16 protein-coding genes are annotated in these 15,857 nt (G+C 48.2%); 2 read left to right on the forward strand and 14 right to left on the reverse strand.

What is annotated here, in order from left to right:
- Nucleotides 1–173: 173 nt before the first annotated feature.
- Both BBD42_RS25850 and BBD42_RS25855 read right to left on the reverse strand, forming a co-directional pair.
- Nucleotides 174–941, reverse strand: coding sequence for a dioxygenase family protein (locus BBD42_RS25850; RefSeq protein WP_099520507.1), 768 nt, complete (start codon nt 939–941; stop codon nt 174–176).
- Between the two features lie 14 nt (nt 942–955).
- Nucleotides 956–1,327 (reverse strand): DoxX family protein, encoded by a 372-nt coding sequence (locus BBD42_RS25855; protein WP_099520508.1) that lies wholly within the window; start codon nt 1,325–1,327, stop codon nt 956–958.
- A 136-nt stretch (nt 1,328–1,463) separates the two neighbouring features.
- Here BBD42_RS25855 and BBD42_RS25860 point away from each other — a divergent pair, with 136 nt between their 5' ends.
- On the forward strand, nt 1,464–1,814 hold the full coding sequence (locus BBD42_RS25860) for a winged helix-turn-helix transcriptional regulator (protein ID WP_099520509.1): 351 nt from the start codon (nt 1,464–1,466) through the stop codon (nt 1,812–1,814).
- A gap of 49 nt (nt 1,815–1,863) precedes the next feature.
- Here the strand turns inward: BBD42_RS25860 and BBD42_RS25865 are convergent, their stop codons facing one another.
- From BBD42_RS25865 to BBD42_RS25900, 8 genes are all read right to left on the reverse strand, one after another.
- Entirely contained in the window at nt 1,864–2,610 is a 747-nt protein-coding gene (locus tag BBD42_RS25865) for an SDR family NAD(P)-dependent oxidoreductase (RefSeq protein ID WP_099520510.1), read from the reverse strand.
- Nucleotides 2,611–2,666: 56 nt separating this feature from the next.
- A complete protein-coding gene (locus BBD42_RS25870) occupies nt 2,667–3,857 on the reverse strand; it encodes a sialidase family protein (RefSeq protein WP_099520511.1) in 1,191 nt (396 codons plus the stop codon).
- 47 nt (nt 3,858–3,904) lie between these two features.
- Nucleotides 3,905–5,293 carry a sodium:solute symporter family protein gene (locus tag BBD42_RS25875; protein ID WP_099520512.1) on the reverse strand — a complete coding sequence of 463 codons (1,389 nt, stop codon included), beginning with the start codon at nt 5,291–5,293 and terminating at the stop codon, nt 3,905–3,907.
- Nucleotides 5,294–5,421: 128 nt separating this feature from the next.
- Nucleotides 5,422–6,417 carry a 4-hydroxythreonine-4-phosphate dehydrogenase PdxA gene (gene pdxA / locus BBD42_RS25880; protein ID WP_099520513.1) on the reverse strand — a complete coding sequence of 332 codons (996 nt, stop codon included), beginning with the start codon at nt 6,415–6,417 and terminating at the stop codon, nt 5,422–5,424.
- The gene (locus BBD42_RS25885; RefSeq protein WP_099520514.1) at nt 6,414–7,703 is read right to left on the reverse strand and encodes a four-carbon acid sugar kinase family protein; all 1,290 of its coding nucleotides are present in this window, start codon (nt 7,701–7,703) and stop codon (nt 6,414–6,416) included. The genes pdxA and BBD42_RS25885 overlap by 4 nt, the downstream gene beginning before the upstream one ends.
- Nucleotides 7,704–7,715: 12 nt before the next feature.
- Nucleotides 7,716–8,885 (reverse strand): iron-containing alcohol dehydrogenase, encoded by a 1,170-nt coding sequence (locus BBD42_RS25890; protein ID WP_099520515.1) that lies wholly within the window; start codon nt 8,883–8,885, stop codon nt 7,716–7,718.
- A gap of 3 nt (nt 8,886–8,888) precedes the next feature.
- Nucleotides 8,889–9,785: a 4-hydroxy-tetrahydrodipicolinate synthase gene (gene dapA, locus BBD42_RS25895; protein ID WP_099520516.1), complete on the reverse strand. Its 897-nt coding sequence runs from the start codon at nt 9,783–9,785 to the stop codon at nt 8,889–8,891.
- Nucleotides 9,786–10,101: 316 nt separating this feature from the next.
- Entirely contained in the window at nt 10,102–11,817 is a 1,716-nt protein-coding gene (locus BBD42_RS25900; RefSeq protein ID WP_099520517.1) for a proline--tRNA ligase, read from the reverse strand.
- Between the two features lie 538 nt (nt 11,818–12,355).
- On the opposite strand from BBD42_RS25900, the gene BBD42_RS25905 reads away from it, so the two are divergent.
- Complete coding sequence (locus tag BBD42_RS25905) at nt 12,356–13,075, forward strand: stalk domain-containing protein (RefSeq protein ID WP_172455635.1); 720 nt, start codon at nt 12,356–12,358, stop codon at nt 13,073–13,075.
- 72 nt (nt 13,076–13,147) lie between these two features.
- On the opposite strand, the gene BBD42_RS25910 is transcribed toward BBD42_RS25905, so the two are convergent.
- From BBD42_RS25910 to hisA, 4 genes are all read right to left on the reverse strand, one after another.
- Nucleotides 13,148–14,380 carry an aminopeptidase gene (locus tag BBD42_RS25910; protein WP_099520518.1) on the reverse strand — a complete coding sequence of 411 codons (1,233 nt, stop codon included), beginning with the start codon at nt 14,378–14,380 and terminating at the stop codon, nt 13,148–13,150.
- A 110-nt stretch (nt 14,381–14,490) separates the two neighbouring features.
- On the reverse strand, nt 14,491–14,691 hold the full coding sequence (locus BBD42_RS25915) for a hypothetical protein (protein WP_099520519.1): 201 nt from the start codon (nt 14,689–14,691) through the stop codon (nt 14,491–14,493).
- A gap of 87 nt (nt 14,692–14,778) precedes the next feature.
- Complete coding sequence (locus BBD42_RS25920) at nt 14,779–15,057, reverse strand: DUF2277 domain-containing protein (RefSeq protein WP_056035556.1); 279 nt, start codon at nt 15,055–15,057, stop codon at nt 14,779–14,781.
- 30 nt (nt 15,058–15,087) lie between these two features.
- A complete protein-coding gene (gene hisA / locus BBD42_RS25925; protein ID WP_099520520.1) occupies nt 15,088–15,843 on the reverse strand; it encodes a phosphoribosylformimino-5-aminoimidazole carboxamide ribotide isomerase in 756 nt (251 codons plus the stop codon).
- Nucleotides 15,844–15,857: the final 14 nt, after the last annotated feature.

A 15,857-nucleotide genomic window follows, 5' to 3' on the forward strand; every position in this document is an offset into this window, starting at 1 on the left:
ACCCTTTTCCACTGTCAATAACGAATTTAGCGTCATATTATCTATCATTAAAATGCTAGAACTATTTTAGCAATACAAATAGCGGCAGCCCTGGACAAGTCAATACCGTCCTGGACTACCGCTATTTAAACCTCTATCGTGCCTTGCGAGCTTTCGCGTTTGTAGTTCTCATCCTACATCTCAAAGCATATTTGGCTGAAGGTTCCCATCTCATACCCTCTGTAGATGACTTTTGGCTGTTTCACCCCAGACGAACTTCCTAAAGCATGAAGGATCGGAACGAAATGCTCCGCTCTCGGGACAGCCCGCTTGGCATGCGGCGCTAACGTTTCATATTGCAAAAATGCGGCTATGTCGCGTTGAACGATCTTATCCGCTATCCAATCATCAAATTCAACCGCCCATGCTTCAGGATGCGCTTGATTCATTTTGATTTCATTGAAATTGTGAACGGTCGTTCCGCTGCCAATTACCAAAATATTTTCCTCACCCAAGCCTTTAAGCGCTTCGCCTATTTGGAGCTGTTCTTTCGCAGATAGAAAAGGGTTTACCGATATCGTCACAATTGGAATATTAGCCTCTGGATACATGTATCTTAGGAAAATCCAAGAGCCGTGATCTAATCCCCGTTCATCATCCCTATCAACCGTTATGCCACTTCGTTTAAAACGTTCTTCTAATTCAGCAGCCAACTCAGGCGAGCCTGGGGCAGGATAAGTCAATTGATACAATTCATCCGGAAAACCATAAAAATCATAGATCGTGTTTAATGTCCCCTCAGCGAACGAAATCGTCGTATGCCGCTCCTCCCAGTGAGCGCTGAACAGCACGATCGCTTGCGGTTTGTACTTTTTCCCGATATCGGATAAAAACCGGGTATAATCCGATTCAGCCATCGCGGACAACGGTGAACCGTGGCAAATAAAAAGGGATGGCAGCATGCTTTTTCGCCTCCTTATTGTCTGTTATTAGCAAGCAGCTTTATCTGGCCAAAAAACACGATCAAAGCTAAAACCAGCAAAATCAATGGCATGCCTGCTACTTCAAAGCCTTGGCCTGCCTTTAAATGTGTAAATACAGCTCCAGCCATAACAACCGCTAATACTCCGCTAAAAATAGGAATCAGCTTATTTCTCCAATACCCAATCAATAACCCGACTGCCCCCAAAATTTCAACAATCCCCACAACGTACATGAACGCCGTGCCATATCCATAAATGTCATTAAAGGCTTCCACTTGGGTCGGATCTCCACTAACCTTCATAAACCCAAACATTAAAAATCCAAGCACGAGCAGTCCTTGCAATATTCGCACAAGCCATTTCACTGTAACGATTCCTCCTTGAGTATGTTTAAATCATAGATGTATAATAAGCTCTAGAGTTATTTATTAGAAGTAGGAACTTTAATTAAACCTAGTATACAAAAAGATACCATAGGAAACGAAAGGGGAAAACGATCAAATGCCTGAGGAATGTAAAGTGGAAACGGCTTTAGAAATTTTAGTCGGCAAATGGAAGCCTATTATTTTGTATCAGCTTTTTTCACAAGGGACGATGAGATTCAGCGAGCTGCAAAAATCATTGCCGGACATCACCAAAAAGATGCTTACCTCCCAATTGCGGGAATTAGAATATCATGACATCGTTCATCGTGAAATTTATTTGCAAATCCCCCCTAAGGTCGAATACTCTATTACGGAATACGGCATGAGAATGGCGCCTTTATTGCAGGCCATGAATGAATGGGGAATGTCTCATATTGAGCATCTCAATGAGCTATATGGAGAGAAAAACAAGTCAAACAATCTGTAAGTGTAAACAAACAACCGACCTTTGAGGGTCGGTTGTTTGTTTCATCCGGTTAATTCATATACGTGCCGCCGTTTAAATTGATCGCTTCGCCAGTAATAAAATCAGACATGGACGAAGCAAGGAACAATACGGCATCCGCTACATTTTGCGGCGTGCCAAGCTTGCCTAGAGGGATTCGCGCGATCGCTTCCTTCCGGTATTCCTCCGTCCATTGCTGGCTCATGTCCGTGTCTATCGGCCCTGGGCAAATGGCATTCACATAAATGTTGTGCTTAGCCATTTCCAGCGCCAAATGCTGCGTCAAATAATTGACCCCTGCCTTTGAAGCTCCATATGAAGGCGCCGCATTGCGATGAGGCGTCTTTGCGGTTGTCGAGGTGACATTGACGATTTTGCCATACTTCCGCTCGATCATAAACGGCAGTGCAGCCCGGCAAAAATATAAGGTGCTATTTAAATTGACATCCATCACCTTCTGCCAGTCCTCGATCCCCATCTCAAGCGTAGAGCTGCGGTTATTAATGCCAGCATTGTTGACGAGAATGTCAATTTTGCCGAAATGACTTACGGCCCCCTCAATCACACAGCTTGCTACCTTCTCATTGGATACATCACCCGCACAGACGATGCTGTTTCCGCCAAGCTGGCGAATTTCATTCCTTAAAGTTTGCAGCAGCTCCTCATTCGTCCCATTAATGACTACTGATGCGCCATGCTGCGCTAATGTCAGCGCAATGGCTCTGCCAATGCCTCTGCTAGCTCCTGTAACGACAGCAGCTTGCCCTTGCAATAGCATCCTCTTCACTCCTCTGTCTTATGTCCTATTTCATAGCAGCTCTGATTCGTATGCCTTTATTCCGCAATATAAGGCTCGGTTAGAACAACGTATTTAATCGCTTGCCGGAAATAAGTGAAAGCGATATGAAGCTTGCCATCTTTCGATTGCTTTATCGTCGGATACGAATATTCACGATTTAGACGCTCCTTGGAATTGTTCGTCATCGCATACCCATCGCCCACTTCAATATTGCGTTTAATCGGCCAAGTCAAGCCATTATCCTTGGAAATTGCCAGCGTCATTGGCGCACGAGGCGCGCCCCAAAATGCTTGCCGTTCCTCGCCGGAAGGCATCTCTGTCAGGAGAGGCGCTGCAGCCTCCCGTTCATCCGCTTCCTCGTCTTCTATTTCATCGTACAGCGAAGCACGGCGCTCCATTGAATCACTTGCGCTTTTATGATTGTATACTAGCGCCAAATCGCCATTCGCAAGCTTCGTAAATTGAATGGAGGAGTTGTTGTTAGGCAGCGATGTCGGTACAGGCTCGCTCCACGTTTTGCCGTGATCTGCCGAAACGCTTCTATAAATATAATCCGCCCAGCGGCTGCGATAGAGCGCAAGAAGCGTGCCATCATCCAGCTTCTCAATATTCATATGCACGCAGCCAACACTGCCCGGCACCGTTACTTCCTCCCATGTTTTCCCTTGATCGGACGAAATCTTCACGGCACTCACATCTTTGTTCCCTGTCCATTTCTCGCCCGGATTTGTGTAGCAGTACCAGATCGGCAGCAGCCAATCACCATTGTCCAACACCGTAATCGGCTGTCTAATAAAGATGCCAGGCGTGTCGAACAGCGTATCAATGTCGTTCCACGTATAGCCATTATCGTCCGAAATGCGCCGTCTAATGATCGCTGTATCCTGATTGCCCGATTTTTGCGCGGTGTAGAGCAGCCAGAGCTTGCCGCCTGGGGCAGAAAACAACACCGGGTTTTGCTCCGAGCGTGCCGGATCATCCGATAGCTTGACCGGCTCCGTCCAAGCCGTTGCTCCTTTATTTAGTCGGGACAAATAAATGGAGATGTCCGGAATGCCTTCCTGTGTTCCTGCAAACCAGACGCAGAGCACATCGCCATTATCTAAAATATGAAGAAAGGAAGCATGATTTTGTACCTGATGGGATGGAATATAAGCATCGGAGCGATACAGTTCTCCCGGCGTTGCTGTAATTTCATGGTGGAAAGCAGAATGTTGTTCACTCATTGGCAATAGCCCTCCTAAAAGCAATATAAGTTTGAATGCATGTAAGCTTATTTATTCGGCCCAGCTGCAGCTTTGCTGATCCAGCGGTCAATAACCATAACGATGAAAGGCGCGACGACTGCAATATACATATTATCAATGCCGAATGGGTCATCTAGCAAATACCATACCGTTGTACCTAGAGCCGCTACAGACAACCCAATTGTCGCTCCGCGGTTGGAGCTGTACAGCGGAAGGAAGAAGCCCATTCCCGCTACGACAGCAATAGACGCCCGCAAGGCACGGGTAAAAAAGGACAGCGTAAGCAAATCCGGCGCAAACACGACACCGATGAGCGGCAAAATGCCGATAATAACAGAGGCGATACGCGTCGCCTTCATTTTTTGCTCAGGCGTCATCGCTTTACGCGGCACTACAAAGTCTTCAATGACAAGCGTTGTAGTAGACAAAGCTACAGTAGAAACCCCGACAAAAATTGAAGCGACCAGCGATGTAGCGACAATGGCACTGAGAATCGGATGCATATGCTGCATAAACACCGGAAACGCATAAAGCGGATCTATATCCGGGTACAAATAGCGCGCGCAAACGCCGATGATCGCTACAGCCACAGCAAGCGGCAGAAACAGCAGTCCAGCATAAATTGTAGCGCGTTTAGCCGCCTTCGCATCTTTTGTGGAAGTAATCGCCTGGATAATGAACTGTGTGGAGAAAATCGTTCCCATAGTTCCGATAAGCCAAGCAATGATTGTGCTTACACCAATTTTGCCATCCCAAGTAAAGTAATACTCAGGCAGCTCCAGCTGCATCGGCTTCAAACCGCCCACCATATAAAGCGCAATAAAGGCGGTCAGCAAAATGCCTGCGTATTTAAAGGTCGAATGGATAATCGTAATCCATGCAACCCCTTTCATTCCGCCGAATGTAAAATAGATCGTACTAATGATCATCGTAATGATCGCACAGGTCATAATAGGAATGCCCAAAATAGACGATATTGCAGCAGCGCCGCTCAAATAGTTTCCCAGATTCACGAGCAGCAGCGCCAAAATCATAATAATAGAAACGACCAGCTTGGTCGAGGTGCCATATTTTTCTTTAATGATGCCTGAAATCGTAAAATGCCCGGTATTATAAAAACGCGTTACGAGAAAGAAAGCGAACAGGAAAAAGCCGATTGCGCCAGCGAGCAGCGACCAGGAAGCGGCAAATCCATTTTTGAATGCCGATTCCGCGGTGCCAATCGTTGATTTGGTGCCGAGAAATTCGGACATCAGCAGGACGCCCACAACTAGCGCTGGCAATGACTTAGCCGCATTATTGAATTCAGAGTTGGATTTGCTGCGCATTTTAAAAGTCAAATAGGTTGTAATGACGATATAAACTGCGATGACAATTAAAATAAATATAATTGTACTGGAGCTTAATTTTTCCATTTGAAGAAACCTCCACGCTTTCAGCTTCGGGTACCATCCTCATGCAGGATAACGCTTACATTTCAACTCGAAGGGGACCGAACGAAGCCGATCATCCCTTCTCTCAAGCTCATTGGCAAGGGCCCCGCTTATTTCGGCGACAGCTCGACAGCAGTAGCAAGGGCGGCAAGCATGCTTCTCTCATCGGCTATATTTTTCCCTGCGATATCAAAGGCTGTGCCGTGATCCACAGAAGTGCGGATAAATCCGCCTTTTAAGCCAACCGTAATGTTGACGCCTTCCTCCAGCCCGAGCACTTTGATCGGCACATGGCCTTGATCATGGTAGCAGGCAATGACGATATCAAAGTCTCCGCGCACCGCCCGGTAAAATAGCGTATCGGCCGGATAAGGACCGCTTGCGTTAATCCCCTCTTCAATCGCTTGTTGAATGCCGGGAATAAGCTTTTCTTCCTCTTCTCCTTCACCAAACAAGCCGTTCTCCCCCGCATGCGGATTTATGCCGCATACCGCAATCCGCGGACGGTCATAGCCCGCTCTAGCCAACGTAGCATGCGCAAGGCGAAGGACGGCGAGCGTTCTCTCTGGCGTTATATTGTCAATCGCTTTTCTTAGCCCGACATGTGTCGTGAGATGAATCACCTTCAGCTTCGGCGACGACAGCATCATCGAATAATTTTGCGTATCGGTCAGCTCGGCGAAAATTTCCGTATGCCCCGGGTACAAATGTCCGCCCTTGTGCAGCGCTTCTTTATTCAATGGAGCAGTACATACGCCTTGCAGCTCGCCTGCCTGCGCCAGCTCAACCGCTTTTTGAATAAACTGGAATGCAGCATCACCCGCAACCGCCGATACTTCGCCCTGCTTTAAATCCGCTGGCAGCAAATTTAGATCAAAGCAGTCAATGACGCCTGGCTTAAATTCGCATTCCGCTGTGCCGCTTACCGTGTGAACCGTAAATGCTGCACCGGTTTGCTCGATAGCCCTCCGCATGCTCTTCGCATCACCGATCACGACCGGACGGCATATATTCAGCACTTCCTCATGCTGCAGCGCCTTCACAATAATTTCCGGACCGACGCCAGCGGCATCCCCCATTGTAATACCGATAATCGGCTTGCTCATATCCCTTCGCCTCCATGCAGTTTTTTGATGACATGCTCCATCGTTCGATCAGAACCGAAATTTCCAGCCTTCGTCACCATATAAAGGCCGCGAGCTTCATATTTGCCTAGCAGCACGCCCGGCTCCAGCTCCTCCATAAGCTCAAACGCTGATATGCCAAGCTGCTCCAACACCTGATAAGCGGTATCGCCGCCTGTCAAATACAGCTTATGGATTGCTAGCTTGCCGAAAAGCTTAACGGTTATGCTGCCAAGAGCGGCGGAAATCGCATCGCTAATTTGGATCGGTGCCATGCCTAGCCTTAGGCCGGCCGCTTGTGTGTCGGCGATATTGTCTGAGGCGACGATAACGGTATCGCGACCGTCTGCCAAAGCACGGCTCGCCTCGTCGATGACGCGAACCAATTCCTCCTGCTTTCCAGCCTCGTCAGCGAGCAGCTTCTCGGAACGGGCCATGATTTGCACTGCCAGATTTTGATTCATTAAATTGCGCAGCTGCTCACGCCCCATCTTGCTCACGCTGCCTACGACGAGCAGAACGGGATCATTGCCAACTAGCAGCGGAATTTGCAGCGGCTTGTCATTTTCAGCCACAGCATATGCTTTCGGAAGATGGTTCATCAGGCCAGCTGAGCCAACCCAGACCAATTTATAGGACAGCTGTGCCAATGCATTCGCCAGCCGCTCCAAATCCCCCTCGGTAGCTGAATCTGCGACAATATAGGTCATATTTTGTATTTTGCATGCTTTAAGCCTGTCAGCAAGATGCACCTTTCCTTGGTCAATATCTAATATGGAAAGATGGGCAACTGCCCGTCCCGTCTGGCTAGCTACCAGCTCTACAACATCGGACTGGAGCACCGGCGTCTTCGGATCACGGCTTACCTCCGTCTCATGCAGCAGCTCGCCGTTCAAATGATGAATGCGTTCAATAATTTGCCGGCCGTTCTGCGGATAACCGGGGGCGATAATTGTAAAGTCCGGCTGAATGACATCGGACATCGCATTTAGCTCAGCCCCAATATTTCCACGAAGCGTGCTGTCTATTTTTTTATAAATCAGGTCAAAGGGCTGCTCATTAATATATTGGCTAATCTGTTTGACGATTGAAGCAGCTTCATTCGCAGGCAAGGAGCGGCTTACCGTGTTGAATACAACGGCATCATATTGCGGCTCCTCCGCCATAACGGGATTAATTCGAACCGATACGCGCATGCCATAACGCACCAGCTGCCCTCCGCAATCGCTTGCGCCCGTCAAATCGTCGGCGACAATCGCAATTTTCACGGTAATCCTCCCTTATTTCACAATCAGGCTGCGATAAATCATTTTCATATCGTCCAGGCTTAGCACCTTCGGGTTGTTGTTTAACAGTCTCGTAACCTGCGAAGCGGCTTGCGCTAAGGCCTCGACATTTTCCTCCTGTACGCCATAAACGGTTAAATCCTGCGGTATTTCCAGCTTCTCTGTCCACTCGCGAATTTTCGCGATGACACGGTGCGCTGCTGCTTCTGGCTCAAGTCCGGCTGTCTCAATACCCATTGGCTCAGCAACGAGATTGAGCCGATCTATACAATGATCCATATTAAACGCCATCACACCAGGCAGCAGCATCGAATTGGCGACGCCATGCGGAATGCCATATTTGCCTCCAAGCGGATAAGCGAGCGCATGAACCGCCGCTGTTCCCGCTGCTGTAAGCGCCATCCCGCCATACGTTGAACCAAGCAGCATTTTCTCACGCGCCTCTAGTGACGAACCATTCTCGTAAGCTTCAATAATGCTTGACGATATGAGGCGGATGGACTCCAAGGCGAACATGTCGCTGAAATAATTAGCTTTGTTCGAAATAAAAGATTCTAGCGCATGCGTGAACGCATCCATGCCTGTTGCAGCCGTTATCGGCTTCGGCAGCTCCAGCGTCAGCACCGGATCAAGAATAACGAGCTTCGGCAGCAGATAAGGGCTGACAATTCCGATTTTCAGCTCCTGATCAGGGAATGTAACTATCGCATTCGGCGTCACTTCTGAGCCCGTGCCAGATGTCGTCGGGATCAATACGGTGGCCACTCCTGGCTTAGCCACTACATTTGTGCCAAGCATGTCAGCAATTTTTTGCTCATTCGTCATCAGCACCGATAAAATTTTAGCTGCGTCCAGCACGCTGCCGCCGCCAAGGCCGATAATGATTTCATAGCGATTGCCGTTATATGCCGCGAACGTTTCTTCTATATTTTGCGCTGTCGGCTCTGGCAAAATCGCTGTGCATACATCAAAGGCGATGCCCTGCTCCGTTAACTGCTGCTCAATGACGCCAGAGTAGCCCTTGCGCTGAACCGTTGGCTGCGTAACAATCAAGGCGCGCTGAATGCGAGGATGAATAGCAGGCAAATGCTCCTTCAACTGCGACAAGGTGTTTGCGCCGGCAATGATGCGTTCTGCTGTCTGAAAGTGATAAACATTCAGCATGCGTTATCCCTCCTGATTCATTTTATAAAATTGAACGGCTGCTTCAATCTGCTTGAGCGCCTCGCCGATCGGCTCTTGAATCGGCGCTCTGGCGGGCCCGACCGGAATACCGGCTAGCTCAACTGCTTTTTTCAGCGAAGCCGGGAGGCTCGTCAAGCCAAAAGTATCTCGCAATGGCTGTAAAGCTTGCTGCGCTGCCTGTGCTTTTTCATCATCTCCGGCTTTCCAGCTGTTATAAATCGCAACAACCGTTTCCGGGAGCAAATTCGCCGTTGCCGCGACAGCACCACTGCCGCCAGCTTGAAGCGTTTTCAAAATAAGCGAGTCAGTGCCTGCTATGACGGAAAAATGCTCGCCGCGTGTATGCGCAATATATTGCTCAATGTTGCCAAAATCTCCGCTGCTGTCCTTAATGCCAACGATATTCGGCAGTTTAGCCAAACGTCCGACCGTTTCAGGCGCAAGGGAAAATCCTGTTTTTGACGGGATATTGTACAGCACGACCGGAAGCGATACAGCCTCCGCCACCTTACGGTAATGCTCTTCAGCTTCCTCCTGCGTTGGCGGGATAAAATATGGCGTTATGACCGACAGCGCATCGACACCAAGCTTCCCCATCGCTTGCGAAAGCTCAATGACCTCGCGTGTACTGTTTCCTCCGCTGCCCACCATGACTGGTACACGGCCTGCCGTTTCCTCGACAACGATTTTGGTTATGTTTAATTTTTCCTCGCGGGACAGAACATGAAACTCCCCATTCGTTCCTAATGCGAAGATACCGTTCACTTTTGCAACAATCAATCGATTGACAAGCTGTTTTAATGCAGCCTCATTTACCTTTTCATCTTTTGTAAAAGGAGTCAATAATGCGGGATAAATTCCCTCAATTGCTAGTGGCATCTCGTATCCTCCTAAACTTTTCATCCGTATAATGCGAAGCGTTTACATTAGTGAGTGTAAATCAATATGACCTTTTTAGCAACAGTTATTTTAATAAACTCAGCATTTCTGACTAATTAGTTGCATTTTGAAACACTTTTTATAAAAGGAAATGGTTTGAACGTATTTTTTCGCATCACTTGATTTTAGACAACGTAAAAAAGAGCATTCTCATTTGCGAGAATGCTCTTTAATGACGCAGCTTATATTTTAATAAACATATATTCAACTGCACAAGCTAGTTACATCCGTTGAACGTCTTATCTTACTATTTCTCTCATACGATTTGGCGAATGCGTTCGCCAGCCTCTTCGATCGTGATGAGCTCTTTCTGATTGCCCTTGCGCTGAATAAATTCGACTTTCCCCTGCTCCGCGTCTTTGCCAATAACTACCCGCAGTGGAATGCCGATCAGATCCGAATCCTTGAATTTTATGCCTGGCCGCTCTTCCCGGTCATCAAGCAATATTTCCACCCCGCTGCTTTGCAGCTCATTGTAAAGCTGCTGGGCTACTTTCATATGCGTTTCATCCTTCACAGAAATCGGAACCAGGTGAACGTGGTACGGAGCAAGTGCCAGCGGCCATACTATTCCTGCCGCATCATGGTGCTGTTCTACCGCAGCGGATAAAATGCGAGATACGCCAATCCCGTAGCAGCCCATAATCATCGGCACGCTTTTGCCTGCTTGATCGAGGAAAGCAGCGCCAAGCTTTTCGCTATATTTGGTGCCCAGCTTGAACACATGCCCCACTTCAATGCCGCGGAAAAATTGCAGCTTCCCTTCATCACAGCGCGGACAGCCGTCTCCTTCGGCCGCGCTCCGGAAGTCGCCAATATGCTGGGGAGCGAAATCCCGCGCAGGAACGATGTGACGATGGTGGTAGTCCCGCTCATTCGCCCCGGCGATAGCAGCCGTCATTTTCATAACCGCATCATCAACGAGCAATGGAAGATCGAGACCGATCGGGCCAATAAAACCTACAGGCGCTCCTGTTAGCCGCTGAATGGTATCAGCATCGGCAATAGCTGCGTTTTCGGCGCCAAGCGCGTTTTTCACTTTAATATCGTTCATTTCATGATCGCCTCGAATGAGAACGGCAACTAAGCGGTCATCGACGAGACAAATTATCGTCTTGATGATTTCAGCTGATTTAACGTTCAGCTCTTGAACCAATTCATCAATCGTCTTCAGATTTGGGGTATGAAATTTTTCCACTGGCTGCTCGCTATTCATAGTCTCTGCTTCTTGCTTCGCCTCAAACGATGCGGCCGCCGACTCCGCCTTTTCTAAATTGGCAGCATAAGCGCAGGTGTCGCACACCGCAATCGTATCTTCGCCAATATCCGCAAGCGCCATAAACTCATGCGTGCCGCCCTCTCCACCGATGGCTCCGGCATCCGCCTCCACTGCACGGAAATTAACGCCGCAACGATTGAAAATTCGTTCATAAGCACGGTACATTTTCCAATAGGAAGCGTCCAGCCCCTCCCAATCGGTATCAAAGGAATAAGCATCCTTCATTAGAAATTCCCGGCTGCGCAGCAGGCCGAAGCGCGGACGCCGCTCGTCCCGGAACTTCGTCTGAATTTGATACAAGGTGACGGGCAGCCTTCGGTAAGAGCTGATTTCGTTGCTTACTAAGGAAGTAATGACCTCCTCATGCGTTGGCCCTAATACAAATTCCCGCTCGTGGCGGTCCTTCAATCGAGTCAGCTCTGGGCCGTAAGCGGTGTAGCGCCCGGATTTCTGCCATAAATCAGCCGGCTGCATCGCAGGCATAAGCAGCTCCTGAGCATCTTCCCTGTCCATTTCCTCCCGCACAATCATCTCCACTTTGCGCAGCACGCGCCTTCCAAGCGGCAAATACGTATAAATTCCCGCAGCAAGCTGGCGAATGTATCCGGCACGCAGCATCAGCTGATGGCTCATCACCTCGGCGTCCGCAGGTGAATCCCGTAATGTATGTAGCAATAATTGACTTTGGCGCATGAGCCGCACTCCCCTTTTTCCGACCATCATTTAGTATGAAAAAACAAAAAAGACACATCGTCAGGGACGAATGTGTCGTGATACCACCCTAGTTTGACCGCAAAGCTAACAGCAAGCCTGGCGATCCTCAAACATGATAACGGCATGTACCGGCAACGGTTGAATTCCCGTCACAGCTCGCAAGGCAGGAGAATGCTCGTTCGCAGCGAGAAACCTTTCAGCCGGTGGGTTTCTTCTCTGGACAGCGAAGCTGGAGCGCTTCTTTCTTGGTCAACGCTATTGCAATAGGTTTATCATTATATCCATATAATTTCTATTACAATAACGGAAATGACCCAGCGAGTCAAGGGCTTACTTTTAAAATAAAGCTTGGTCCTTTCAGCGATATTTCTCTTAATATAACCATTTCGAAAAAATAATTCACATTCCCCTCCATAAGTGTTTTTATTATAACTTAATAAGTATACGTATATTCAATAGTAAGATATGGTATTATTAGTACGTTAAATAGAGAAGATAAATATTGGGAGGTTTTTTTGTGAAAAAGAATGCAGCAATCTATCTTGTATGTGTACTCGTTTATTGTATGATGGCATCCTCAGTTTTGGCACATTCCGGGCGCACAGACAGCAACGGGGGACATAACTGCTCGGCAAAATCGCAAGCGAAAGGACTCTGTACAGGTTATCACACTCATAATGGCGGCAGTAGCTCCTCCTCCGGCTCTAGTTCCAGTTCGTCCAGTTCAAGCTCGTCAACGCCAATTACAAAAGTCAATGTAATCAGCAACCAGAATGCACCCTACCCTCATTGCAAAAAGGTAGAAGACCGTTATACATCCAGTGATACTTATTATAACTATTATGAAAGAGTTTGGGACTGTAACTATTATACGGATAGCGGCTTGATTTATACTAATCTTGATTTAAATCTGTCAATTAATAACAAAGCCTTTACCCTAAGCAAAAACCTAATCAGCATCGAAGATACTTCATATATTTCCCTGCGTGACTTTTCTAAAGCATTTGGATATACGATTACGATTGCAGCTAATGAGGATATTACGTTGAAAAAAAATAAAACTAAGCTCGTTATTCAAAATACGACTTATAAAATTTACCTCAATGGCTCTTATACCGATGTAAAGGCAGTTAAAGCAAACGATTCTTATTACCTTCCTCTTCGTCCTGCCATGAAATGGGTCAATGGAAAAATCACTTCTGTCGATCAATCCACTGTGCACGTTTCCGTCAAATAAAGCTTTAATAACACAAGCATTTATGAAAAAAAGAGCGGCCCTCACCGGGACCGCTCCTTTTGCTTTAGACATTTAGATTGCCCAGTTGCCGCCCCGGAAAATAGGCTCTGCCGAGCCATCCTGCGTAATGCCGTCAATGTTCATCTCAGCTGAGCCGATCATAAAATCTTCATGCACCAAGCTGCGATTCGCCCCATGTGCAAGCAATTCTTCCGGCGACATGGTCGTGCCGCCGGCAAGATTAACCGGATAAGCCTGCCCCAGCGCCAAATGGCAGGAAGCATTTTCATCATAGAGGGTATTAAAGAAAATAACATTTGAGTTGGAAATAGGCGAGTTATGCGGCACAAGCGCAACTTCACCAAGCTTCGCCGCCCCTTCATCCGTTCCGACCAAATGCGATAACGCCTCATAGCCCTTCTCAGCCGAATAGTCCGTCACCTTGCCATCCTTGAACGTCAAGGAGAAGCCGTCGATAACCTGGCCGTTGTAATTGAGCGGTTTTGTGCTGCGAACCGTGCCATTCACGCCATCCTTATGCGGCATCGTAAATACTTCCTCAGTAGGCATATTCGGGTTGAACAGCACGCCTTTCGCATTCGCCTTTGCCCCGCCTAGCCAGATGTGGCCTTCCGGCAAATCTATTGTTAAGTCCGTGCCCGGCGCTTGATAGCGCAGCTGACGATAACGCTTGCCATTAAGCAGCTCCACCACTTGCAGCAGCTTCGCATTATGCTCGCTCCAAGCCTGAATAGGGTTTTCCAGGCCGATGCGTGTCGCCTCAATAATTCTTTCCCACAGCTTCTGCACCGCTTCCTCCGGCGATACATCCGGGAACACTTTAGCTGCCCACTCTGGCGTCGCGTAAGAAATAAGCGTCCATGCGTTCGAATGATTCATCAGTGCGCCGCGATAGCCGCTGAGCGCAGTCGATGCGGCTTTCGTTGCGGCCGCGACCCGGCTGGCATCCACTCCCGTGAGCAGATCAGGATTCGGCGAATAAATCGTAATAAACGCCGCTCCTTGCTCCACATACCCTTCCCACGCCTTGGCGCGCCACATTGGGTATTCGCCAAAAGCCTCTTCCGGCGCCAGCTTATACTTAATGCGGGCTAGCTCCTCATCGTTATACTCCACTTGTACATGCCTCGCTCCTGCTTCATAAGCCTTCATGGCAATCAGCCGAGCCAGAGGAGCTGCGCTTATTGGCGTCATCAGGACAACCGTCTGTCCTTGTTGGACATTGACGCCTGTTCTAACGGCAAGCGCCGCATAATTTTCTAATTGCTGCTGTGTAGGATACATATGTAAATTCCCCTTTTCATTTGGATAATTGTGTAAAGCACATTTGTAAAACAATCGCGAACTTACTTTCATTATAATCATCTTTACGGATGATCTCAAATGCGGCCAGCCTACGGTCGTTCCACAAGCGTTAGAAGCTTATGTGCAAGCTGGGACGTCGAACAGTCGGCAAATACCTCAACTGAAAAGGAGCGATTATGAATCGTGATGCTGCGAATATCTTTCTTAACAATTCCCATCCATAAAGGCGAGTGCCACGTTTTACGGCAAACTAAATAGCTGTTCCCATTAGCGACTACCTTCCACTTCATACGCAAACCCCCATCCTCTTCCCTAATTATGAAAAAAAGAGATCGAGGTACAAGTCTCATCCCCCGATCTCCTGCTGATTTATGCTTTTATTCGTTGCTTGTACCAAAACGTTTGGCTGATTTCGCGCGAGCGCGCTCCATCTCGATTTCACGATTGCGCGGCTCGGCATTCGTCACAAGCGAACTCATCAGCTTCTCTGCCGCAGCCGCCACTTCTGCAACAGCGATGCGGAAAGCTTCTTCATTCGCTTTCGAGGGTGCGTTATAGCCGGATATTTTGCGGACAAATTGCAGCGAGGCTGCCATAATTTCATATTCCGTTGCTGGAGGGTCAAAGTTAAACAAAGGCTTAATGTTTCGGCACATTTTCATTCTCCTCCTGTCATTGATTGCATGCTAGCTCTGGCAATAAGCAACAACCTGCTCGTAAGGCAAGGCGCCGCCATAAATATCTAATGCACTGCCAATTGTAATATCCAGCTTACCGCCAGAGAGGCTCTCGAACAGCTCTAGGTCAGCCAGCGAGCGAGCGCCCCCCGCATAAGTACAAGGAATCGTCACCCATTGCGCCAACGCCTTCACCAAGCTTTGCTGGATGCCGCTCTGCTTGCCTTCCACATCAACAGCATGAATGAGAAACTCATCGCAAAATTGCTCCAGCATGCGAATATTAGCTTCATTCACTTCAAAATCACTGAACTGCGTCCATTGGTTCGTCACCACATACCACTTGCCGTCACGCTCTTTGCAGCTCAAATCAATGACTAATCTGTCTTTGCCAACTTCAGCGACGATCGTCTCCAGGTTGTCTTTATTAAGCTGTCCATTGCTGAAAATGTAAGAGGTCACAATGACATGCGATGCGCCTTGCGCAAGGTAGTGCTGGGCATTGCCTGCATTAATGCCTCCGCCAATTTGCAAGCCGCCCGGATACGCCTGAAGGGCGCGAACCGCTTCCTCTTCGTTGCCGCCTCCCAGCATAATGACATGCCCGCCAACGAGCTCGTCCTTCTTGAACATTTCGGCATAATGAACGGAATGATGGCTGGAAACGAAATTTTCCACGACCGCATGTTTGTCCGTACTAAGCGTCTCGCCCACAATTTGCTTCACTTTTCCATCATGCATATCTATACAAGGTCTGAATTTCAATGTGATTCCCCCAA

This window comes from Paenibacillus sp. BIHB 4019, from assembly GCF_002741035.1.
Lineage (GTDB): Bacteria > Bacillota > Bacilli > Paenibacillales > Paenibacillaceae > Pristimantibacillus.